This window comes from Marinomonas sp. AWM4_232, from assembly GCF_056158325.1.
Map to the genome: position 1 here is coordinate 3224047 of NZ_JBSWTA010000001.1, position 22372 is coordinate 3246418.

Annotated in this window: 20 protein-coding genes; 17 read left to right on the forward strand and 3 right to left on the reverse strand. The window is 44.8% G+C overall.

All coding sequences use genetic code 11. The annotated features are described in order from the left end of the window. Positions 1–3 precede the first annotated feature (3 nt). The 12 genes from murD to mutT all read left to right on the forward strand — a co-directional run bounded on the left by murD (position 4) and on the right by mutT (position 14814). Positions 4–1353: a UDP-N-acetylmuramoyl-L-alanine--D-glutamate ligase gene (gene murD, locus ACXAC1_RS15205; protein ID WP_475062544.1), complete on the forward strand. Its 1350-nt coding sequence runs from the start codon at positions 4–6 to the stop codon at positions 1351–1353. Continuing rightward, positions 1350–2540, forward strand: coding sequence for a putative lipid II flippase FtsW (ftsW, locus tag ACXAC1_RS15210; protein WP_475062546.1), 1191 nt, complete (start codon positions 1350–1352; stop codon positions 2538–2540). The genes murD and ftsW overlap by 4 nt, the downstream gene beginning before the upstream one ends. After that, positions 2541–3614, forward strand: coding sequence for an undecaprenyldiphospho-muramoylpentapeptide beta-N-acetylglucosaminyltransferase (murG, locus tag ACXAC1_RS15215; RefSeq protein ID WP_475062548.1), 1074 nt, complete (start codon positions 2541–2543; stop codon positions 3612–3614). It abuts the gene before it with no gap. Further along, positions 3611–5032 (forward strand): UDP-N-acetylmuramate--L-alanine ligase, encoded by a 1422-nt coding sequence (gene murC / locus ACXAC1_RS15220; protein WP_475062550.1) that lies wholly within the window; start codon positions 3611–3613, stop codon positions 5030–5032. Before murG ends, murC begins: the two co-directional genes overlap by 4 nt. Before the next feature lie 2 nt (positions 5033–5034). Beyond that, on the forward strand, positions 5035–5988 hold the full coding sequence (locus ACXAC1_RS15225; protein ID WP_475062552.1) for a D-alanine--D-alanine ligase: 954 nt from the start codon (positions 5035–5037) through the stop codon (positions 5986–5988). A 4-nt stretch (positions 5989–5992) separates the two neighbouring features. Continuing rightward, complete coding sequence (locus tag ACXAC1_RS15230) at positions 5993–6685, forward strand: cell division protein FtsQ/DivIB (RefSeq protein ID WP_475063842.1); 693 nt, start codon at positions 5993–5995, stop codon at positions 6683–6685. A gap of 65 nt (positions 6686–6750) precedes the next feature. Further along, positions 6751–8025: a cell division protein FtsA gene (gene ftsA / locus ACXAC1_RS15235; protein ID WP_475062554.1), complete on the forward strand. Its 1275-nt coding sequence runs from the start codon at positions 6751–6753 to the stop codon at positions 8023–8025. 43 nt (positions 8026–8068) lie between these two features. Then, on the forward strand, positions 8069–9325 hold the full coding sequence (gene ftsZ / locus ACXAC1_RS15240) for a cell division protein FtsZ (protein WP_475063844.1): 1257 nt from the start codon (positions 8069–8071) through the stop codon (positions 9323–9325). A gap of 111 nt (positions 9326–9436) precedes the next feature. Beyond that, positions 9437–10351 carry a UDP-3-O-acyl-N-acetylglucosamine deacetylase gene (gene lpxC, locus ACXAC1_RS15245; protein WP_475062556.1) on the forward strand — a complete coding sequence of 305 codons (915 nt, stop codon included), beginning with the start codon at positions 9437–9439 and terminating at the stop codon, positions 10349–10351. Positions 10352–10481: 130 nt separating this feature from the next. Then, positions 10482–13169: a preprotein translocase subunit SecA gene (secA, locus tag ACXAC1_RS15250; RefSeq protein WP_475062558.1), complete on the forward strand. Its 2688-nt coding sequence runs from the start codon at positions 10482–10484 to the stop codon at positions 13167–13169. 32 nt (positions 13170–13201) lie between these two features. After that, entirely contained in the window at positions 13202–14422 is a 1221-nt protein-coding gene (gene argJ, locus ACXAC1_RS15255) for a bifunctional glutamate N-acetyltransferase/amino-acid acetyltransferase ArgJ (protein WP_475062559.1), read from the forward strand. Then, positions 14422–14814 (forward strand): 8-oxo-dGTP diphosphatase MutT, encoded by a 393-nt coding sequence (gene mutT / locus ACXAC1_RS15260; RefSeq protein ID WP_475062560.1) that lies wholly within the window; start codon positions 14422–14424, stop codon positions 14812–14814. Before argJ ends, mutT begins: the two co-directional genes overlap by 1 nt. A gap of 63 nt (positions 14815–14877) precedes the next feature. On the opposite strand, the gene ACXAC1_RS15265 is transcribed toward mutT, so the two are convergent. Next, positions 14878–15675 carry a response regulator gene (locus ACXAC1_RS15265; protein WP_475062562.1) on the reverse strand — a complete coding sequence of 266 codons (798 nt, stop codon included), beginning with the start codon at positions 15673–15675 and terminating at the stop codon, positions 14878–14880. Between the two features lie 90 nt (positions 15676–15765). On the opposite strand from ACXAC1_RS15265, the gene ACXAC1_RS15270 reads away from it, so the two are divergent. The 4 genes from ACXAC1_RS15270 (at position 15766) to ACXAC1_RS15285 (ending at position 18615) form a co-directional block, all read left to right on the forward strand. Continuing rightward, the gene (locus ACXAC1_RS15270) at positions 15766–16044 is read left to right on the forward strand and encodes a peptidylprolyl isomerase (RefSeq protein ID WP_475062564.1); all 279 of its coding nucleotides are present in this window, start codon (positions 15766–15768) and stop codon (positions 16042–16044) included. A gap of 18 nt (positions 16045–16062) precedes the next feature. After that, positions 16063–16485, forward strand: a complete 423-nt coding sequence (locus ACXAC1_RS15275) for a protein tyrosine phosphatase family protein (protein WP_475062566.1) — start codon at positions 16063–16065, stop codon at positions 16483–16485. A gap of 132 nt (positions 16486–16617) precedes the next feature. Then, positions 16618–17229, forward strand: coding sequence for a helix-turn-helix domain-containing protein (locus ACXAC1_RS15280; RefSeq protein ID WP_475062568.1), 612 nt, complete (start codon positions 16618–16620; stop codon positions 17227–17229). A gap of 36 nt (positions 17230–17265) precedes the next feature. Beyond that, positions 17266–18615 (forward strand): class II 3-deoxy-7-phosphoheptulonate synthase, encoded by a 1350-nt coding sequence (locus tag ACXAC1_RS15285; protein ID WP_475062569.1) that lies wholly within the window; start codon positions 17266–17268, stop codon positions 18613–18615. 88 nt (positions 18616–18703) lie between these two features. Here ACXAC1_RS15285 and ACXAC1_RS15290 read toward each other — a convergent pair whose 3' ends face one another. Further along, a complete protein-coding gene (locus ACXAC1_RS15290) occupies positions 18704–19468 on the reverse strand; it encodes a GIY-YIG nuclease family protein (RefSeq protein ID WP_475062570.1) in 765 nt (254 codons plus the stop codon). A gap of 99 nt (positions 19469–19567) precedes the next feature. After that, the gene (locus ACXAC1_RS15295; RefSeq protein WP_475062572.1) at positions 19568–20194 is read right to left on the reverse strand and encodes an O-methyltransferase; all 627 of its coding nucleotides are present in this window, start codon (positions 20192–20194) and stop codon (positions 19568–19570) included. A 250-nt stretch (positions 20195–20444) separates the two neighbouring features. On the opposite strand from ACXAC1_RS15295, the gene thrS reads away from it, so the two are divergent. Beyond that, complete coding sequence (thrS, locus tag ACXAC1_RS15300) at positions 20445–22361, forward strand: threonine--tRNA ligase (RefSeq protein WP_475062574.1); 1917 nt, start codon at positions 20445–20447, stop codon at positions 22359–22361. Positions 22362–22372: the final 11 nt, after the last annotated feature.

Consider the following 22372-nt stretch of genomic DNA (forward strand, 5'->3'; position numbering starts at 1 on the left):
ACCATGTCGCTAATCTCATCAGATCGCATTCGTGCAGTAGTCGGTCTTGGTGTCAGCGGTGTTTCGACCGCTAACTTTTTAGCCAAACAAGGCTTGGATTTCTTTGTTGTAGACTCCCGTGAAAATCCTCCAGGTTTAGAGCAGGTGAAAACCATCTGTCCTGAGGATCGAATTTATACGGGCAGTCTAGATGCGCTTAAAGAGCTCGGTGTAACGGAGCTTTTTGTGAGCCCCGGCATCGCACTGTCTACTCCTATTCTTAAAGAGCTTGCGGCCCAAGGCGTGCAGATGCGAGGCGACATAGATTTGTTTCGTGATTATGTTCAGGCTCCATTTGTTGCGATCACAGGCTCCAATGCGAAAAGCACCGTAACAACCCTGCTTAATGAATTACTATTGGCGCTGGGCAAAAAGTCTGTTGCTGGCGGAAATCTTGGTCGTCCAGCATTGGACCTATTAGAGGATCAGGCTGATATATATGTGCTGGAGCTGTCTAGTTTTCAGCTTGAAACGACTCACCATCTTCAGGCCGATGTAGCATGCTTGTTAAATGTCTCTGAAGATCATATGGATCGCTATGATGACTTATACAGTTATCAAAGAGCCAAGCAGCGTATTTATAGAGGCTGTAAAGCTGCAGTGTGTAACAAGCAGGACATCCTGACCGCGCCGCTGCTTGCCCAAAATACGCCGGTGCGTGCTTTCACAAAAGGGATGCCAGACCTAAAAGAATTTGGATTGCTAAAAGATGATGAAGGTACTTGGTTGTGTCATGGCGTGAAACGTTTGCTAAATACCCAACATGTTCGTTTAAAGGGAGAGCATAATTACGCCAATGTGTTGGCATGTTTAGCCATGTTGGACGTGATGGGGCTCCCTGTTGACGCGCCAGAAGTCGTTGCCGTTCTCGAGCAGTATGCCGGATTGCCGCACCGTTGCGAGACAGTTCGTGAGCTAGATGGTGTGGTATTCATTAATGATTCTAAAGGTACTAATGTTGGGGCAACATTGGCTGCATTAGAAGGACTTGGCGACAGTAAAGCAAAGTCTATCCATTTGTTGTTGGGCGGTGTGGGCAAGGGAGCAGACTTTTCTCCTTTGGCACCAGTCATTGAAAAATACGTCAAGCAAGTTTATGTGTTCGGTAAAGATGCTGATCGGATCATAGACATTATTCCGACTGATACGCCATGCTCACATTATCAAGATCTTTCTGAGGTGATTGACTCGGTTAGAAGTAATGTGAAGGTGGGTGACATAGTTTTGTTTTCTCCTGCTTGCGCAAGCTTTGATCAATACAAGAGTTTTGAGCACCGTGGTACGCATTTTCAGGAGCTTGTTAACCAACTATGAACATTAGAGCAATCCTAGAGCCTATCTCAATTAAAGAGTTTCGTAATGCTGATCCTATTTTATTAGCATCAGTTGCGTGCGTATTAATGCTTGGGATTGTCATGGTGTCGAGTGCTTCAATCTTTCTTTCGGAGACAAAATACGGCCACCCTTTTTATTTCATGGCTCGGCAGCTGATCTATCTGGTGATTGGCTTGGGCTTTGGTTATTTCATGATGTCTATTCCGACAGAAACGCTACATAAGTGGGGTGTGCCACTTATGATGTTCTCGTTGTTGTTGCTGATTTTGGTGCTGATGCCGGGGATCGGTAAAACGGTTAACGGTAGTCGTCGTTGGATTAACTTGGTGGTCTTTAACTTGCAGGCTTCAGAGGTTGCTAAAGTCTGTATGGTTGTTTATGTATCTGGCTATTTGGTACGACGAGCTGATCGTGTTAGGCAGCAATTAGTAGGTTCAGGCATGCCGATGGTCGTGTCGTTTTTGTTTCTCATTTGCTTATTACTAGAGCCTGATTTTGGAGCATCGGTGGTATTAGTGGGAACGGTGATTGCGCTGCTATTCATCGCTGGTGCGCCCATTTACCAGTTTATTGGTCTTGTGATCGCTGTGGTGGCTGCACTTGGTGTTGTGGCCGTATCAGAGAGTTATCGACTAAAGCGGCTCATGAATTTTATCGACCCTTGGGCAGACCCGTATAATGATGGGTACCAGCTTTCTCAGGCGCTAATCGCCTATGGCCGCGGTGAGTGGTTTGGTTTAGGTCTTGGTAATAGTGTTCAAAAGTTAGCCTATTTGCCTGAAGCCCATACTGACTTTGTGTTCTCTATCTGGGTAGAAGAAACTGGTATGCTGGGAGGGCTTGTGTTGTTGGTCGCTTTTGGTTTGATGTTGTCTCGTGTTTTTAAAGTAGGACAACATGCCATGCGATTAGGGCGCTTATTTCAAGGTTATATGTGCTTTGGTTTTGCGATTTTGATTTTGGCTCAAGTCATCATCAATGTTGGCGTAAACACCGGCTTCTTGCCAACCAAAGGTTTAACACTGCCACTTATTAGCTACGGTGGTAGTAGTCTCATCATTACTCTGGCCAGTTTGTTTGTCGTAGCGCGAGTCGATATAGAAAATCGTCGTCAAGACCCTGTTACAGAGTTGTCTAAATCTCCCGTTACTGCAGAGGAAGCTTAAGTGTCTAAACCCCGTAAAATAATGTTGATGGCTGGCGGTACTGGTGGACATATCTACCCAGCACTGGCGTGTGCAGCTGAATTTAAGCGTTTAGGTTTGGATGTTTGTTGGCTAGGCTCTGCTGGTGGTATGGAGGAATCTCTTGTTCCTAAGTATGACATTCCTTTGAAAACGGTCTCAATTAAAGGAGTGCGTGGAAAGGGGTTCGCAGGTTTGGTGATGGCACCGTGGCGTATAGCTAATTCAATTGGTCAAGCGATTGCCATTCTTAGGAATGAAAAACCAGATTTAGTCTTAGGGATGGGTGGTTTTGTTGCGGGACCAGGTGGTGTTGCAGCCAAAATGCTGGGAATACCACTGGCAATCCATGAGCAAAATGCTATTGCTGGCACCACTAACAAGCTGCTCTCTAAAATTGCAAAATTGAAAATGCAAGGGTTTGAGGGGGCTCTTCAAGATGGCTTGACGCTAGGGAATCCTGTGCGGAGTGATATTTTATCTCAGCAGAGTCGAGAGCCCAGGAAAGACAGCGCGAGGCCTTTGAAGTTGTTGGTTGTAGGCGGCAGTTTAGGTGCTAAAGCTATTAATGATGTAGTGCCAACACTACTAGAGCAGTGGTCACATGGGGTTCGCCTTGATGTTTGGCATCAGACTGGTCCTAAACTTCATGAGTCGGTCGTACAGGATTATAAAAAGCACAACGTTGAAGCGCGTGTGGATGCCTACATTGATGATATGAGCCAAGCATATTATTGGGCTGATATTGTACTGTGCCGTTCTGGAGCGATGACAGTCAGTGAGCTTGCTATTGCCGGACTGCCTTCAATTTTGGTTCCGTATCCACATGCTATTGATGATCATCAAACTGCCAATGCGCGCTCTTTAGAGATTAAGGGTGCTGCATATCTAATGCCTCAGCCTACTTTAAATGTAGATGCTTTAAATGCCTGTTTGGCTGAGGTTGTTGGGAATATTGAAAAATTACAAAACATGTCGGTGTCTGCTAAGCAAGCAGGCCACCCAGACGCTACACGAAACGTGGTGTCTCATTGCATAAGGTTAATAAAAGAATGATGGAAGCAAAATTTCGCTACGATATCCCTACCATGCGCCGTATTCAAAATATCCACTTTATCGGTGTGGGTGGTGTTGGTATGTCAGGTATTGCCGAGGTGCTATGTAACCAGGGTTACAACGTAAGCGGCTCAGATATGAAGGCTTCAGTAACGACGGATCGTTTGGCTAAATTGGGTGTGGAAATCTTTATTGGCCACCAAGAGTCAAACGTAAAAAACGCTCATGTTATTGTCGTTTCCAGCGCAATTGATGCGAGCAACCCAGAGATTCAGTGGGGCAGAGAGCATCGAATTCCGATCGTTAGACGTGCGGAAATGTTGGCTGAATTGATGCGCTATCGACACGGCATAGCCGTTGCTGGGACGCATGGCAAAACCACCACTACTAGTTTGATGGCATCCATTTTGGCTGCGACAGATGAAACACCAACATTTGTTATTGGTGGTCGCTTGACCAGTGCAGGAGCCAATGCGCAGTTAGGTAGCAGTAAGTATCTGGTGGCAGAAGCCGATGAAAGTGATGCGTCGTTTTTACATTTGCAGCCACAGACCGTGATTGTCACCAATATCGATGAAGATCACATGGACACTTACAATGGTGATTTTGAACAGGTTAAGCGTACCTTTATAGAATTTATTCATAATCTACCATTCTATGGCTTGGCCGTTTTATGTGTCGATGATGAGAATGTTCGTGAGATCATGCCCGAGTTAAGTCGTCCAGTTTTAACTTATGGCATTGATGAGCCTGCTGATTTTTATGCGACGGAGATTTCACAAAAAGGGCGTTTTTGTGAGTTTTTAGCACATCGTCCCGAAGGTGAGCCGCTTCGGATTCGTTTGCCAATGCCTGGACGCCATAACATTCTGAATGCTTTGGCGACCATCGCAGTAGCGACAGATCTAGGTGTGGAAGCGGCTGCAATACAGGCAGGCTTAATGGGGTTCGAGGGAGTGGGTCGACGTTTTCAAGAACAAGGCGACCTTTCTCTTCCTGCTGGTGGCAAAGTTATGTTTATAGATGACTACGGTCACCACCCGAGTGAAGTGAAGGCGACCATTAAGTCTATCCGTGCAGGCTGGCCCAAGAAACGCTTGGTGATGGTGTATCAGCCGCATCGTTATACGCGTACCCGCGACCTCTATGAAGATTTTGTGAAAGTGTTATCTGAAGTGGACGTGTTGTTGTTGTTAGATGTTTATTCAGCTGGAGAAACGGCAATTAATGGGGCTGATAGCAAATCTATGTGCGGTAGTATCCGTCAGCGAGGTTCTGTTGATCCGATCCATGTAAGCGGAACCGATGATTTAAGAGCCATCCTAGCCAATGTGCTGCGCCCAGATGACCTGTTGATTACTCAGGGGGCAGGTGATATCGGCTCTATTTCTAAAAAGCTTGCGGCAGAGGGTGTGTAGGAATGGAGCTTTTAAAAAATAAAACGATTGCTGTGATTTACGGCGGTCGTTCTGCTGAGCGAGAAGTGTCTCTTGAAAGTGGTGAGCGTGTTGCTCAAGCTTTAATAAACAGAGGCTATCAAGTTGTTAAAATTGACTTGTATGGCGCTGATGGTCAAAGGGATCCAGTGAAGCAACTGCTAGAGGCTTCCTATGAGTTTGCTTTCATAGCACTGCATGGTGGTGAAGGTGAGGATGGCCGTGTTCAGGCGTTGTTGGATATGCTTGAGAAACCATATACCGGTAGTCGTCCATTGGCTTCTGGGTTTGCAATGGATAAGGCGCTGACTAAAAAGTTTTGGCAGGGCCTTGGTATACCAACGCCCAACTATATTTGTTTCACTGATACTCCCAACGTTGATCAGATTAACAAGGAAATGAGTTATCCATTGATAATTAAGCCCTCTCGAGAGGGATCAACCATAGGTATTAGTAAAGTGCACAATGCCTCTGAGTTGGCGAAAGCGCTTGAGGATGCTAAGCGATATGACTCAGATATATTGGTAGAAGAATTTGTATCGGGCCCTGAATTTACTGTCACAATTATTGATGATGTTGCTTATGCGCCGATTGGCTTAAAGCCTTCTGAAAGTCATGAGCTGTATGACTATGACGCTAAATATTTGTCGGACGATACCCAGTACCTATTGCCATGTGGTCTTTCTGAAGAGCTGGAGCTTGAAGTGCAGGCTTTGGCGCTAGAAGCCTACCGTTCGATGAACTGCGAAGGGTGGGGGCGTGTGGATGTCATGCAAAATGCTGAAGGTGGGTTTACCGTGCTTGAAGTAAATACATCACCAGGTATGACATCCCATAGCCTAGTCCCTATGGCGGCGGCATATGCTGGAATTAATTACGACGCGCTAGTAGAAATGATTGCAGAGAAAGCATGGCAGAATTTTACAGGGGCTCGCTAAAGTGATGCGAACGGCTGCATTTATTGGGGCGGTTTTATTAATTGTGTTTGCGCTTTTTCAGGAAAATCCTGATCAAGTGGCTAGCAGTGCTCCAATGTTTGATATTCGTAAGGTCGAAGTAGTAGGAGATTTACAATATGCTGACCGCGAAACTCTTCAAAAAAGTTATAATCGTTTGATTGGATTAGGTTTATTCACTGAGCCAATGCAAGCGCTTAAGTATGTGGCGGAGCAGCCTGCTTGGATTGAGTCCGCTCAAATACGCAGAGTCTGGCCCCATACTGTACGAATTGAGGTTCATGAGCACAAACCCGTTGCATACTGGAATGATGGGAAAATTATTACCGCTGATGGGAAAGTTATTTCGCCAAACGGTGCTTTAGACTTGCCTCTTACTCAGCTCTACGGCCCATTGGATACTGAGCATGTTGTATTGGATCAATTTATCCTCATTAGTCAAATGCTCTCTACGACGTCATTGAGAGTGGCCAGTTTGAAGCTCGAAAGCCGTGGTGCCTGGATGATTTCATTCGTCAATGGTGTGTCAGTGAAGCTAGGCAGAGATACGGTTTTAGAGCGATTACAGCGCTTTGTGGCCGTGTATAAAAGCGATTTATCGGGTAGAATAGATCGAATTGCTTCGGTGGATGCGCGTTATCCTCATGGTGTGGCTGTAAAATGGCTTCCAGAAGAGTGAAAAGTTGGTCTGATTGTTGCTTTTTTGAACAGTAGTGGGTTTCTTTAAGGGTTTCTAGGAAAATTATGATTGTTGGATTAGACGTTGGTACTTCAAAAATCACCTGTGTTGTAGGTGAAAAAAGTGCTGATGGCATAATGGAAGTCGTTGGTGTTGGTACTCATGTCGCCAAAGGCATGAAGCGTGGCGTTGTGATCAACATTGAGTCTACTGTGCAATCTATTCAAAGAGCAGTTGAGGAAGCTGAATTGATGGCTGGTTGCAACATTCACTCGGTTTATGTGAGTGTGGCCGGTAGTCATGTGCGGAGTCAGAATTCTCACGGTATTGTTGCAGTGAAAGATGGTGAGGTCCACGTTGAAGATATTGAGCGTGTGATTGATGCGGCTCAGGCCGTACCGATTTCTTCTGACCAACGTTTGCTGCATGTTTTGCCTCAAGAGTTTAATATTGATTCTCAAGAAGGTATTCGAGACCCCTTAGGTATGTCAGGGGTTCGTCTTGAAGCAAATGTTCATTTAGTATCTGGCGCGGCCAATGCGGTTTTGAATGTTGAGAAGTGTATTCGACGTTGTGGTCTTGAGGTTGATGGAGTTGTTTTATCACAGTTGGCATCGAGTCAAGTTTGCTTAAGTGAAGATGAAAAAGATCTTGGTGTCTGTCTGGTCGATATCGGCGCTGGTACCGCAGATTTGGCTGTTTGGTTGGATGGTGCAATGCATCATACCGCTGTGGTTGCAATTGCTGGAGATCAAGTCACTAACGATATTTCGATGGCATTAAGAACGCCAACGTTCCATGCCGAAGATATCAAAATTAAATATGCCTGCGCGATGTCAAGTTTGGCTTCAGCAGATCAGCGTATTGAGGTGCCAAGTGTTGGCGACCGTAAGCCTAGGTCCATTTCGCGTCATGCGCTTGCAGAAGTTGTCGAAGCAAGGTACGAAGAAGTTTATAAAATGGTGCTAGACGAATTGAATCGCAGTGGTTTTGCCGAGCGTATTCCAGCTGGCATTGTTTTAACGGGGGGGACCTCGTTGATGGAGGGCGCAGAAGCCCTTGCTGAGCGTGTTTTTGATATGCCGGTAAGGATTGCGTCTCCCAAAGTCGCAAGTGGGCTCAATGAAATGATTGATAATCCGAGCTATTCTACTGCAATTGGCTTGTTAGAGTTTGCCGGATCTGGAGTGCCTGTGCCTGATATGAGTGATTCTCCTATCAGCTCAAGAGCTCCTAATAAAAAATTTCTGCCCGAAGTGGCGAACGGTGAGGCCAAGCCTGCTTTCAGTCCAGCGAAGGCGTGGCACAAGGTAAAAGATTGGTTTCAAAGTTATATTTAGTCAGGAATGACAGCAGAATTATAGGAGCTTAATGCCCATGTCTATGAACGTATTTGATTTAGCTGAAGAAAATTTATCCGACAATGCTGTCATCAAAGTAGTTGGTGTTGGCGGTGGTGGTGGCAATGCTGTTAAGCATATGCTTGAAAGTAATCTTGATGGCGTTGAATTTATCTGCGCGAACACGGACTCTAAAGCTCTTATCGGCTTAGACTCTGGAATTACCTTGCAGTTAGGTACTACGGTTACTAAAGGTCTTGGGGCGGGGGCCAATCCTAATATTGGCCGTGACTCTGCTCTTGAAGACCAAGAGAAGATTACTGAGCTGCTAACAGGTGCAGACATGGTATTTATTACTGCTGGTATGGGTGGCGGTACTGGTACAGGTGCAGCACCGGTCATTGCTAAAGTAGCTCGTGAACTTGGTATTCTTACAGTTGCTGTGGTAACTAAACCGTTTCCGTTTGAGGGGCGTCGCAGAGCCAAAGTTGCGGATGAAGGTATTAAAGAGCTGCGTGACAATGTTGACTCTTTGATTACTGTTCCTAATGAGCGATTGCTTCCCGTCCTAGGTAAAAATATTTCGTTATTGAAAGCATTTGGTGAGGCAAATAATGTCTTGTTGAATGCAGTGCAAGGTATTACTGACTTGATCATGCGTCCTGGCCTGATTAACGTTGACTTCGCCGATGTTCAAACCGTTATGAAAGAGATGGGGATGGCGATGATGGGGTCTGGATCGGCGACAGGTGAAGAACGCGCCCGAGTGGCTGCTGAGGCTGCAATCCATAATCCTTTGCTAGAGGATATTAACCTTAAAGGTGCGCGTGGCGTACTTGTTAACATTACTGCAAACGATGAAGTGGGTCTTTCTGAGTTTACCGAGGTGGGTAATATCATTGAAGAATACGCCTCTGAAGATGCAACGGTCGTAATTGGTTGTGCTATTGACCCAAGTGTTGGTGAAGAGATGCGTGTAACAGTTGTAGCGACAGGGCTAGAAGGTAAGGGTGGCATGGCGCAAATACAATCTGCCGTCGGCTCTTCGTTAACCTCTACTGCTTCTTCTACTTCTGTGCCGCAGTCAAACGCAGCGGCTGAAAAAATAGTTGAGCAGAAACCTGAGGTAGCTGTGCCTGTTAATACATTGCCTCCTCAAGCGGAGCCCGCTCATACTGCTGCTGAGTCAGTTTCTCCAAAGGCAGATAGTAAAGCAGGTGATAATGGGGCTTCTCAAGCAACAGAAGACAAATTGTCGTACCTTGATATTCCCGCGTTTCTTCGACGTCAGGCGGATTGATACTTTGCTTTGCGTAAAAAATGCGCAGCATTGGTTTGGTTAATTGTATAAAACGATGGTTGTTGGTATTATGCCGACAAATTTTAACTGTCATCATATTGTAGGAATATAATGGTACGTCAGCGCACGCTAAAAAACATTATTCGCGCTACCGGAGTGGGTTTGCATTCCGGCGAAAAAGTTTATCTAACACTTAAACCTGCGCCTGTTAATACGGGTGTTGTTTTTGTGCGTACAGACTTAGAGCCAGCTGTAGAAATTCTTGGTACAGCTCAAGCGGTAGGTACTACTAATTTTGCGACAGCGCTGCGTGATGGAGAGGTTACAGTAAGTACTGTAGAGCATCTGATGTCTGCTTTTGCTGGTCTAGGTATTGATAATGCTTATGTTGAGCTGAGTTCTAGCGAAGTGCCTCTAATGGATGGCAGTGCTAGCCCTTTTGTTTTTCTTCTTCAGTCTGCGGGTATTGAAGAGCAGAATGCTGCAAAGAAATTTATTCGCATTAAGAAGTCTGTTCGAGTTGAAGATGGTGACAAATACGCATCTTTAGAGCCATTTAATGGCTTCCGTTTGTCATTCACTATTGATTTTCAGCACCCAGCTATTGACGAGGAAGTGCAGTTTACTTCGGTCGATTTTTCAACAACGACCTTCGTGAAAGAAATTTCTCGTGCCCGGACTTTTGGTTTTATGAAGGATATTGAGTACTTCAAAAATAATAATCTTGCACGTGGCGCTAATATGGAAAATGCCGTAGTGCTTGATGATTATCGTGTTCTCAATAGCGAAGGTCTGCGTTACCGTGATGAGTTGGTTCGCCATAAAGTCCTAGACGCGATTGGTGATTTATATCTTTTGGGTCATAGTGTGATCGGTGAGTATAAAGCATTTAAATCAGGGCACGGATTAAATAATAAATTGCTGCTTGAGCTATTACAGCATCAAGACGCTTGGGAGTATGTTACATTCGAAGAGGATGAATCATTAAACCCAATTTCCTTCACGGAATCTGCTGCAACTGCATAGTTATTGAGCAATAACATAAAAAGCCAGACATATGTCTGGCTTTTTTCGTTATAAGGGCTTGATAATTCATGTTTTGTAGCTATCTACCATGTTAGACTCTAAATCATTCAAATATTAAGTTGTGTGAAAAATGTTCGGAACAGTCATTAAAAAAATTGTCGGTACAAAAAACGACCGAGAAGTAAAGCGCTATAAAAAAGTCGTCTCTCAAATCAACAAGTTAGAAGATTCTTATAAGCAATTATCCGATGATGATTTGATGGCTAAATCAGCTGAGTTTCGGGAGCGTCTGGCTAAGGGCGAGTCTCTGGACTCTCTTTTGCCAGAAGCTTTTGCAACCGTTCGTGAGGCAAGTAGCCGTGTGATGGGGATGCGTCATTTTGACGTGCAGATGATCGGTGGCATGGTGCTTAACGATGGCCGTATTGCTGAAATGCGAACGGGTGAAGGTAAAACGCTGGTTGCAACCTTGGCAGTATATTTAAATGCCTTAACTGGTAAAGGTGTACATGTTGTTACGGTGAACGATTACTTGGCTCGACGTGATGCTAACTGGATGCGTCCTTTGTACGAGTTTCTTGATATGAGTGTTGGTGTCGTATATGCAGGACAAGATCGAGAAGAGAAGCGTGCTGCCTATCAGTCTGATATTACCTATGGAACGAATAATGAATTTGGTTTTGACTACCTTCGAGACAATATGGTGTTCCGTATGGAAGACCGTATGCAGCGTGAGTTGGCGTTTGCTGTTGTCGATGAAGTTGACTCGATTCTGATCGATGAAGCGCGAACGCCGCTTATTATTTCGGGTGCAGTGGAGGATAGCTCCGAGCAGTACCGCAAAATTAATGCCCTTGCACCATTGCTGGTTAAACAAGAGGAAGAAGGTGAAGAAGTAGGTCATTACACGTTTGATGAATCTCAACGTAATGTCGAACTAACAGAAGCTGGTCACCAGTTTGTTGAAGCATGGCTGGTAGAACAAGGTATGTTAGAAGAAGGTGACAGCCTTTATGCGGCCAGCAACTTGCAATTGCTGCATCATGTATACGCTTGTATGCGTGCACATGTTGTGTTCAAGAAAAATATTGATTACGTCGTACAAGGTGGTCAGGTTGTCATCGTCGATGAACACACTGGTCGAACAATGGCTGGTCGACGTTGGTCTGAAGGTATTCACCAAGCTGTTGAGGCAAAAGAAGGTGTGGAAATTCAGGCAGAAAGTCAGACGCTTGCATCGACAACCTTCCAAAATTATTTCCGTTTGTATGAAAAACTGTCTGGTATGACGGGTACGGCAGATACTGAGGCATTTGAGTTTCAGCAAATTTATGCACTGTCAGTCATTGTTATTCCAACTAATAACCCCGTTCAGCGTAAAGATTTTAACGACTTAATCTTTATGACAACGGAAGAAAAGTTTGAAGCGATTGTTAAAGACATTGAAGAAAATGTCCAAGATGGTCGTCCTGTTTTGGTGGGTACAGCTTCGATTGAGTACTCAGAGCTGTTGTCTGGGTTCTTAGAGAAAAAAGGCGTTAAGCATAATGTATTGAACGCAAAGCAGCATGACCGTGAAGCAGATATTGTTGCGGAAGCTGGTCGTCCAGGTGCAGTTACTATTGCGACCAATATGGCTGGTCGTGGTACAGATATCGTTTTAGGTGGTAACTTACAAGTTGAGTTGTCACAGCTAGGTGAAGATGCAACTGAAGAGCAAAAAGAAGCTCTGAAAGCGGATTGGCAAACTCGTCATGAGGCGGTGCTGGCTGCGGGTGGTCTTCACATTATTGGTACTGAGCGTCACGAGTCACGTCGTATTGATAATCAGCTTCGTGGACGTGCGGGTCGTCAAGGTGACGTCGGTTCCTCTCGCTTCTACTTATCTCTAGAAGATAATCTAATGCGTATCTTTATGTCTGAGCGTATCAAGAAAATGATGCAGGCTTTGGGGATGGAGAAAGGTGAAGCGATTGAGCACAAAATGGTATCAAATGCCATTGAGAAAGCTCAACGTAAGGTAGAGGGGCGTAACTTCGATATTCGTAAGCAATTGCTTGAATACGATGATGTTGCAAACGATCAGCGCCAAGTAATTTATCGTCAGCGTTACGACATGATGTCTTCTGATGATTTGTCAGCAGCGATTCAGTCTATGCGTGAAGAAGTTGTGGCGGGCTTAATCGATGAATACATCCCACCACAAAGTATCTTTGATCAATGGGATCTTGAAGGTTTAGAAGAGCGCATCCGTAATGAATTCGGCTTAGAGTTAGCGATTCAACAATGGGTGGCAGAAGACAAAAAATTGTATGAAGAGCCGCTGCGAGAAAAGATTCTGCAGTCATTTGTAGATGACTATGAGGCTAAAGAAGCGGTTGCGGGCGCTGAAGGGCTTCGTAACTTTGAGAAGCAGGTTCTTTTGCAAGTTCTTGATACGCTTTGGAAAGAGCATCTTCAAACAATGGATATGTTGCGCCAAGGAATTCACCTGCGTGGCTATGCTCAGAAAAACCCTAAACAAGAGTACAAGCGTGAAGCGTTTGAGTTGTTCCAGGGTTTGCTTGAGCAGATTAAGTTTGAAGTCATTCAAGTTGTTACTCGTGTAAAAGTACAATCGGCTGAAGAGGCTGAAAAGATCGAGGCGGCTCGTCGTGAGCAGGCTGCTAAAACAACAGTAACAACTAATGTGTCTGATTCTACCGACAGTCAGTCGTCTGCAAGTCAAGCGGGTGATGTGCCTCGAGTAGGTCGTAATGAACCGTGTCCTTGTGGATCAGGTAAGAAATACAAGCAGTGTCACGGTAGTTTAGTTTAGTTTAGTCATTTAGTTTAGAGCGAGAGGCCAATATGGCAGTTGGATTAGGTTCTTTTCCTGTGATCCCTTCGATTGAAGGTGTTCGTTTTGCGGCAATGGAAGCAGGTATAAAAAAAGCAAACAAAAAAGATGTTGTTGTCTTTGAGTTGGCCGAAGGCTCCGCGGTAGCGGGTGTTTTCACACAGAATCAGTTCTGTGCGGCGCCAGTTCGAGTTTGTCGCGAGCATCTCGCCAAGGCTAAGCCTCGCTATCTTGTGATTAATACTGGTAATGCAAATGCTGGTACGGGTAAATCAGGTATGCAAAATGCTTTGCATACTTGTGAGACGCTAGCGAATCTAACGGGAGTGGCTCTTGAGCAAGTGTTGCCATTCTCAACTGGAGTGATTGGTGAGCCATTGCCAGTCTCTAAAATTACCAGTGTTTTGCCAAATGCTTTGACTTCTCTTACTTCAGAGGGTTGGGAGGATGTAGGGCGTGGTATTATGACAACAGATACCTTGCCCAAAGGTGCTTTCCGTCAAATCGAGCTGTCGGGTGAAACCATCACCATTGGTGGTATTTCGAAAGGTGCAGGCATGATTCGTCCAAATATGGCGACTATGCTGGGCTTCGTTTTCACGGATGCTGCTGTTGATCCTCTTGCTTTGCAGGCGTTGTTGGCTCAAACAACAAATCAGAGTTTTAATAGGATTACCATCGATAGCGATACTTCGACTAATGACTCCTGTATCGCTGTGGCAACGGGGAAGGCTGCTAACCCTGTTATTTCTGACCTTACACAAGGTGAGGGTGCTAAGTTTGCTCAGGCATTTCTTGAGGTTATGCAAGAGCTTGCTCATGCCATTGTTCGCGATGGGGAAGGGGCGACTAAGTTTGTCACAGTAGAAGTGAAGGGTGCCAAGGTTCAGTCAGATGCAACTAAGACCGCATTTGAGATTGCGCATTCGCCACTTGTTAAAACTGCGTTATTTGCATCAGATCCAAACTGGGGCAGAATCTTGGCTGTTGTTGGTCGTGCTGGTGTTGAGAATCTAAACGTTGACAAAGTTTCTTTGTCTATTAATGGTTGCAAAATTGCTCGTGAGGGCGGTCGTTCTCCTGATTACAGTGAAGAAGCGGGTCAAGCAGCAATGAATCCCGAAGAGATTCATATTGTCGTGGATCTTGGTGCAGGTGATGCTTCAGATACGGTTTGGACAACTGATTTCTCCCATGAATACGTAACAATTAACGCAGAGTACCGTACTTAATGGTTATTCGAGTTGCCGCAGGCGTCATTATGCGTAATGAGCAGGTGTTCATTGCGCTACGCCCGCATGATAAGCATCAAGGCGGTTGCTGGGAGTTTCCAGGAGGGAAGGTCGAAATCGATGAAGAGCCTCAAGCTGCGTTAGAACGTGAGTTGCAAGAAGAGTGTGGGATCGAGGTAATTGATTCACAGATCTTCAAGCTTATTAAGCATGATTACCCGGATAAATCTGTTGAACTGCACTTTTTCAAAGTCACGGATTTCTCAGGGGAAGCACATGGGAAAGAAGGTCAAGAAGTGGCTTGGGTGCCTGTATCCGATCTTGCTAATTATCACTTTCCAGTGGCTAATGTCCCTGTCGTAGACGCTTTGTTAGATGATTCGTTGATGTAAATTTGTTTGATGCTTTACTAATTTCATTAAATGTAAGTGGCCCGCTCAAAGCGGGCCATTTTTTTAGTCGAGAATCTTATGTAATAGCACTCGTAGAGTTTCTGGCTCAAAGACTTTGTCGCATATGGCGTCAACGCCTTCTTGGGTGATATTGGCTAATTGTGGTTGGTCTGCATTAGATGCCACCATCAGGATGGGGATATGAGAAAGGTGTTCGGTCATTCTTACGGTGTGAGTAAATTCAATGCCGTCCATCTCAGGCATATTGTAATCCGTTATCACAAGGTCGTAGGCTTCATCGTTCATAAGTGTGATGGCATCAGCACCATTGGCGGCAACATCAATATTGGTGATCCCCATGCTTTCTAAGACCCTGGTGATATGTTTTTGCGCGAGGCGGCTATCATCCACTATGAGAACCTGCATTTCATGAGGGTCGAGTAGCTCTAAATCAATTTCTTGCTCAATGCTTAGGTCAAGTGTTGCGTTGATGGCTCTACGAAGATCTTTTATATCAAAAGGTTTTGGCAGGATAGCGATGACACCTGCTTGTCTTAAAGTCTCAAGCTGCTCACGGTTACGTTCGCTTGATACTAGCATAAAGTGTATATGCTCTGTATCGGGGTGTTTTTTGACTAAAGTAACGAGTGTTTCGGCTGTACCGTCAGGTAAATACATCGAAGAAACAATGAGGTCTGGCTCGTTTTCCTTGATCGCGTATATAGCTGACTTAACAGAGTCAGCGAAGTACAGATGGCGAACGCCTGTCTCTTCAAGTGCCTGTTGAATTATTTTTTGTTGAGTGGAAGATGGTTCGACTAATAGAATCGATAACTCTTCCGAAGATGGCGTTAGCTCCATACTATCCTCTTAGGCTAAACAAGTTATACTATCTGAATGTAGCACAGCTTTTGTTGTGATTGTTTAAAATGAGTCACGAAAGAGGTCATAATGGCGACAGCAAGTGCTTGTCATATATTAGTTAAGACAAAACAAGAAGCGGAACAACTTAAAGTTAAGCTCGACAAAGGGGCTGACTTCCATCAATTGGCTAAGAAGTTTTCCACTTGTCCCTCTGGTAAGAAGGGTGGGGATTTGGGTGAGTTTCGTAAAGGAGATATGGTTGCGCCTTTTGATAAGGCTGTTTTTGGTGGTCCTTTGTTAAAGATTCAGGGACCAGTGAAAACAAAGTTTGGTTTTCATCTTATTAAAGTGCTTTATCGTTCATAGATTAAAGGTTGTATAGTTATGAAGATCACGGAATTGTCTCCTCAATACTCTGTTTCGCCTCAAGTTTCACCGCTAGATATTCCTGAATTGAAGCGACTTGGTTTTGATGTGGTGGTTAATAACCGCCCTGATGGTGAGTCTGAAGACCAGCCTTCGAGTGAGGATATTCAATCAGCAGTAGAAAGTGCTGGCCTGAGATACGTATATAATCCAATTAACTTAAATCAGCTTTCGTCGGCTGAAGTGTCCATTCAAAATGATCTGATTCAATCCAAAGATAAGGTGTTCGCCTACTGTCGTACAGGTACTCGATCGTCGGTTCTGTGGGTATTGGCGCGACATAATGATAAAGCTAGTTTTAATCAGCTTTTCAGTGAGGTGGTAGAAAAAGGATTTGATTTAAATCGCTGTTTGCCGACTATGAAGTCATTGATTAAGTGATTTTTAACACTTTGATTCTAAAAGCTCGCATGTCGGGCTTTTTGTGCTTTTTGATAAGCAGTGGGTCGGATATCCTATGGGTCAATAGAGTTTATTTTAGTAAACTTGCGAAGCGTAAAGGAGAAATGATTGATGGTAAGTAGACCTTCATTAGAGACTGCAACCGCTTCTGATCCGGATCATTTTGTTGAGCCGCTTGAGCTTGGTAAGCGGGTCAAAGAGATTCGTCTGACGAAAGGTTGGACGTTAGAAGAAGTTAGTAAGCGAACAGGTATCGCACGCTCCACTTTATCGAAAATTGAAAACGATCAAGTATCCCCGAGTTTTGCAATTGTGCAGAAGTTGATTGGTGGGCTTGGTATGGATCTCCCGCAGCTTTTTGTAGAGGCGCAAGAGCACTCGATGGCTGGTCGAAGAGATATTACACGCTCTGGGGAGGGGGAGCCCCATCCAACGGCTACCTATGAGCATGAATTGCTCAGCTATTCCATTAGCCGTAAAAAAATGGTGCCTTTTAAGACTATCGTCAGAGCTCGCAGCTTCTCGGAATTTAAGGAGTGGGTGCGTCACGATGGAGAAGAATTTCTCTTGGTTTTATCGGGTAGCGTGGTATTTTATTCTGAGTTCTATGAGCCAGTAGAGCTTAATGAAGGGGATAGTGTGTATTACGATGCGACAATGGGTCACATCGTTGTGTCTTTATCCCAAAAAGATGCGCAGATTTTGTGGGTTGTTGCCCGCTAACTGTCGTAAGTGTGAGAATGATAACAAGAGGTATAAATGCCTAATTCATGGGACGTACAGAGCTGGCGTCAGAAAACGGCTTTGCAACAACCGGAGTACCCAAATGCAGAGGCGTTATTGGGTGTTGAGCAGACTTTAGCTAAAATGCCGCCTTTGGTGTTTGCGGGTGAAGCGCGTCAGTTACGATCTGACCTTGCGCAAGTTGCCCGAGGCGATGCTTTCTTACTGCAAGGTGGAGATTGTGCAGAAAGCTTTGCGGAGTTTGCTGCGAACAACATTCGCGATACTTTTAAAGTGTTGCTGCAAATGGCTGTAGTGATGACTTACGCAGGGAAGTGTCCCGTTGTTAAAGTTGGGCGAATGGCTGGTCAATTTGCTAAGCCAAGATCTTCTGGCTCAGAGACTGTTAATGGTGTGGAGTTACCAAGCTATCGTGGGGATATCATCAATGGTATTGAGTTTGATGAAGTTGCTCGTATCCCGGATCCTGAGCGTTTGGTGAAAGTTTATAACCAAAGTGCTGCGACTATGAACTTACTGCGTGCTTTCTCCCAGGGCGGTTTTGCAGACTTGCATCAAGTGCATCAATGGAACTTGGACTTTATTAGTGCGAGCCCTGCAGGTGAGCGTTATAAAGTTATTGCAGATAAGATCGATGACGCACTGCAATTTATGGAAGCGTGTGGATTGGGTGCGGGAACTTCTCAATTCAAAGAGACTTCTTTCTACACTTCTCATGAGGCATTGTTGCTACCGTATGAGCAGTCGCTCACTCGCCAGGATAGTTTAACAGGCAAATGGTATGACTGTTCTGCTCATATGCTCTGGATTGGTGACCGAACGCGTCAAATTGACGGTGCTCATGTGGAGTTTCTGCGTGGCGTTCATAACCCAATTGGCGTCAAAGCAGGGCCATCAATGGATCCTGAAGATCTAATTCGTCTATGCGATATTTTGAATCCAAATAACGAAGAAGGGCGCTTAAATGTCATTGTTCGCATGGGGGCTGACAAAGTTGCTGATGGTATGCCTGACCTGATTCGTGCGATTGAGCGTGAGGGTAAAAAGGTGGTTTGGAGTAGTGATCCAATGCATGGCAATACGGTCAAAGCCAGCACGGGATACAAAACTCGTAAAGTCGATGATGTGTTGCGTGAAGTGCAGCAGTTTTTCGAAGTGCATAAGGCCGAAGGGACTTACCCAGGTGGCGTGCATTTTGAGATGACAGGGCAAAACGTGACTGAGTGTGTAGGTGGCGCTTTTCAGGTAACGGAAGCCGATCTGGCTAATCGTTATCATACCCATTGTGATCCTCGCCTGAATGCAGATCAGTCTTTAGAGTTGGCATTTATGATTGCTGAAACTCTTAAGAAAGCACGTGGTTAGATGGTGTATTTGGTTAATAAAAAACCTTGGTAACGTAGGAGTTGCCAAGGTTTTTTTTGGTTTGATTGCTGGTGGATGCGGTCCGGTTTTAGCCTTTGCGACGACGGAAAGCTGAGTTTGCAGACTTGGCTGTGACATCAAGTTTGGCCATAATCATTGCCATTTCATCTGCTTGCTCTTCTTGTTGTTTACGAAGTTGCTCTGCTCGTTCCGCTTTCGCTTGCTTTTCTGCTTCGCGAAGCATTTTTTGAATGTTGCTGGCACTACGTGTCGTTGGTTTTTTAGCGCTTGCTGTTGTGCTTGCACTACGCTTTATTGTTGATGGTTTAGTTGGGTCTTCGATCTGTCCTGATGCAGGTGTGTCAAGGCGATCTTCACCGATTAGCTCACCAAAAAAAGAAGCTACAGTTGGTTTTGGGGAATCTTTCTTTGGGAGCTCGACCTTCGGCATTTCAGCTGTTTTTTTAGTGGCGGCTGCTTTGCGTGCAGTAGGTTTCTTTACTGGTTCAGCTGTTGAGTTGCCATTAGTGTCGAACATGGCTTTTTTACCAAAATCAAAGGTTTTAGCTTTTGATGAGGTTTGGCCAATTTTGTAGCCGCGAAGGCTTTCAGCGTTATAGATGACAATGTAGTCTTGTTCAAGCTCGTATAGCTCTTCTTTGTCGCTGGTTTCAAATAGCTCTTCTACTGAAAAAGCATCGGCACCGTGAGTGCGGATGTCTTCATAAAGTGGATAGTCTAGATCTTCACTTGACGCTTCAACGTATTGCTCAAAGCGCTGAAAGCCACTATTGAAGGATGTGCCGACATAGTGCTTTCCGGTGACATTATTTGTGATTTTAAAAACAACCAAAATCCCTGCCTCTTGAATTTCTTACAGTCAAATGCAAAAGCGTACCCAACCTCGCCTATAAGAGGCGATGTCTGGGCGCTTGCAATAAATTAATGGGTTTTAAAGCTTGAAAACGAGATTTAAACCGTCTCGCACGTGGAGGTGAACATTTTCCACTCTCGGGTCTTGAGCGATACGTTGGTTCATTGCGTCCACTGCGATATCGCTATTCTCTTCGGGAGAGAGTACTCGTCCTTGCCAAATCGAATTGTCAATTATGATGAGGCCACCGCTCCGCACAAGCTGTACAGTGGCCTCATAATAATTTAGATAGTTGCGTTTATCGGCGTCGATAAAAACAAAATCTAGTGGGCCTTCAAGTGTTTGGATGGTATCCAAAGCTGGGCCAAAGATAGGGTTGATCTTGCTGCCAAAAGGGCTGCGATCAAAAAACTTTTGCGCAAACTCAATTGCACGAGGGTTGGTTTCACAACAAATGAGTTGGCCGTCTTCAGGCATGCCTTCTGCAATTGAAAGAGCAGAGTAACCTGTGAACATACCGATCTCTAGTGCTCTTTTAGGTTGGTGGATTTTTGCCAGCAACTTAAGTGTGCGACCAATTGTGCGACCCGATAACTTATTCGGGTAGCCCATGTCGGTATAAGTTTTTTCAACTAATTCCAACAAAAGGTCGGGTTCTGCTTGAGTTGTCTCAACGCAGTACTTGTCAATTGCTTCGTAATCCATAAGGCCTAAAAATAATCTGGAGCGGTTGTTGTGAAACGAGCGCCATTTTACTCGCTTGGGTGGGAAAGTCTACGGCCGAAAAGCACAAAAAAAGGTTGATTTTTGTGTACTTTGTAGAGTCATTTAAATTAGCCGTTTTGTTGGATTTAACAAGGTCGCAAATTGAATCGATTAATGTTAGGTTAATGCGCTTAAATTTACACGTGCTCTTACGTACGGAGCACCACTGACTCCAAAATAGGGGAAACAAATGCCAGTAATTACTTTACCAGATGGAAGTCAGCGTTCGTTTGCTGAGTCCGTTACTTTAATGCAGGTTGCAGAGGATATCGGTCCGGGCTTAGCAAAGGCTACTGTTGCAGGGAAAATCAATGGTGAGTTAGTCGATGCCTGCGAGCTGATAACTGAAGACTCTGATGTGAGCTTAGTAACGGGACGTGATGAGGAAGGCCTTGAAATTATTCGCCACTCATTTGCCCACCTGGTAGGTCACGCTGTTAAGCAGTTATTCCCAACCGCTAAAATGGCGATTGGTCCAGTAATTGATGAAGGCTTCTATTACGATATTGCTTACGAGCGTCCATTCACGCCTGATGACATGGCGGCGATCGAAAAACGTATTGGTGAGCTTGTTAAGAAAGATTATGACGTTATCAAAAAAATGACGCCCATCGATCAAGCCCGAGCTCAATTTGTAGAGCGGGGCGAAGATTACAAAGTTCAGTTGATCGATGACATGGATGATTCAGTTACTGAAGTCGGCTTGTATCATCATGAGGAATACATGGATATGTGTCGTGGGCCTCACGTACCGAATACTCGTGTATTGCGTCACTTTAAATTGATGAAGCTTGCTGGTGCATACTGGCGCGGTGACTCAAGTAACGAGCAGCTTCAACGTATTTACGGCACAGCATGGTCAGATAAGAAAGACCTGAAGGCTTACCTAACGCGTATCGAGGAAGCCGAAAAGCGCGATCACCGTAAACTAGGCAAAAAGCTGGATTTGTTCCACGTTCAAGAAGAAGCGCCAGGTATGGTCTTCTGGCATCCGAAAGGTTGGAAACTGTACCAAACAGTTGAGCAGTACATGCGCCAGAAACAACTTGATAATGGTTATCAAGAGGTGAAAACACCTCAAATTGTTGATCGAGTTTTGTGGGAGAAGTCTGGTCACTGGGGTAAGTATCATGAAAACATGTTTACTACTCATTCAGAAAACCGCGACTACGCTGTGAAGCCGATGAACTGCCCTTGCCACATTCAAGTGTATAACCAAGGGCTGAAGAGTTACCGTGACCTTCCTTTCCGTATGGCGGAATTCGGATCATGTCACCGTAATGAACCATCAGGTGCATTACATGGTATTATGCGTGTGCGCAACTTTGTGCAAGATGATGGTCATATTTTTGTGACAGAAGACCAAATTCAAAATGAAGTATCTGAATTCATTGACTTGCTTCATGAAGTATATGCTGATTTTGGTTTTGATCAAATTATCTACCGCCTTTCAACTCGACCAGAGCAGCGTGTAGGTTCTGATGATGTATGGGACAAAGCTGAGAAAGCCTTATCTGATGCCCTGAACTCAGCTCAGCTTGATTGGGAAGAGCTTCCTGGTGAAGGTGCTTTCTACGGTCCAAAAATTGAGTTCTCATTGAAAGACGCTATCGGCCGTGTATGGCAATGTGGTACTGTTCAGGTTGATTTCTCAATGCCAACTCGACTGGGAGCGCAATACGTTGCGGAAGATGGGTCACGTCAAACTCCTGTCATGTTACACAGAGCTATTGTTGGATCTTTAGAGCGTTTCATTGGTATCCTTATTGAGGAAACAGAGGGTTCGTTCCCTGTTTGGCTTGCACCTGAGCAGGCTGTTATAATGAACATCACTGATCGACAAGCCGAATACTGTGCTAATTTAGAGAAAACTCTTAATTTAAAAGGCTTTCGTGCAAAACTTGACTTGAGAAACGAGAAGATCGGGTTTAAAATCCGCGAGCATACTTTACAACGAGTGCCGTATTTGATCGTTGTCGGTGATAAAGAAGTCGAAAACCAGCAAGTTGCTGTAAGAACTCGTACTGGCGATGATCTGGGTGTGATGAGTATTCAAGAATTTGAAGAGTTGCTTCAAAAAGACATCTCACGCCGTAGTCGTAAATAACAAATGGAGAT

Excerpts from the sequence above, each read along its gene's own strand:
- murD (WP_475062544.1), top strand. The coding sequence starts at position 4 with ATGTCGCTAATCTCATCAGATCGCATTCGTGCAGTAGTCGGTCTTGGT.
- ftsW (WP_475062546.1), top strand. The coding sequence starts at position 1,350 with ATGAACATTAGAGCAATCCTAGAGCCTATCTCAATTAAAGAGTTTCGT.
- murC (WP_475062550.1), top strand. The coding sequence starts at position 3,611 with ATGATGGAAGCAAAATTTCGCTACGATATCCCTACCATGCGCCGTATT.
- ACXAC1_RS15225 (WP_475062552.1), top strand. The coding sequence starts at position 5,035 with ATGGAGCTTTTAAAAAATAAAACGATTGCTGTGATTTACGGCGGTCGT.
- ACXAC1_RS15230 (WP_475063842.1), top strand. The coding sequence starts at position 5,993 with ATGCGAACGGCTGCATTTATTGGGGCGGTTTTATTAATTGTGTTTGCG.
- ftsA (WP_475062554.1), top strand. The coding sequence starts at position 6,751 with ATGATTGTTGGATTAGACGTTGGTACTTCAAAAATCACCTGTGTTGTA.
- ftsZ (WP_475063844.1), top strand. The coding sequence starts at position 8,069 with ATGAACGTATTTGATTTAGCTGAAGAAAATTTATCCGACAATGCTGTC.
- lpxC (WP_475062556.1), top strand. The coding sequence starts at position 9,437 with ATGGTACGTCAGCGCACGCTAAAAAACATTATTCGCGCTACCGGAGTG.
- secA (WP_475062558.1), top strand. The coding sequence starts at position 10,482 with ATGTTCGGAACAGTCATTAAAAAAATTGTCGGTACAAAAAACGACCGA.
- argJ (WP_475062559.1), top strand. The coding sequence starts at position 13,202 with ATGGCAGTTGGATTAGGTTCTTTTCCTGTGATCCCTTCGATTGAAGGT.
- mutT (WP_475062560.1), top strand. The coding sequence starts at position 14,422 with ATGGTTATTCGAGTTGCCGCAGGCGTCATTATGCGTAATGAGCAGGTG.
- ACXAC1_RS15265 (WP_475062562.1), bottom strand. The coding sequence starts at position 15,675 with ATGGAGCTAACGCCATCTTCGGAAGAGTTATCGATTCTATTAGTCGAA.
- ACXAC1_RS15270 (WP_475062564.1), top strand. The coding sequence starts at position 15,766 with ATGGCGACAGCAAGTGCTTGTCATATATTAGTTAAGACAAAACAAGAA.
- ACXAC1_RS15275 (WP_475062566.1), top strand. The coding sequence starts at position 16,063 with ATGAAGATCACGGAATTGTCTCCTCAATACTCTGTTTCGCCTCAAGTT.
- ACXAC1_RS15280 (WP_475062568.1), top strand. The coding sequence starts at position 16,618 with ATGGTAAGTAGACCTTCATTAGAGACTGCAACCGCTTCTGATCCGGAT.
- ACXAC1_RS15285 (WP_475062569.1), top strand. The coding sequence starts at position 17,266 with ATGCCTAATTCATGGGACGTACAGAGCTGGCGTCAGAAAACGGCTTTG.
- ACXAC1_RS15295 (WP_475062572.1), bottom strand. The coding sequence starts at position 20,194 with ATGGATTACGAAGCAATTGACAAGTACTGCGTTGAGACAACTCAAGCA.
- thrS (WP_475062574.1), top strand. The coding sequence starts at position 20,445 with ATGCCAGTAATTACTTTACCAGATGGAAGTCAGCGTTCGTTTGCTGAG.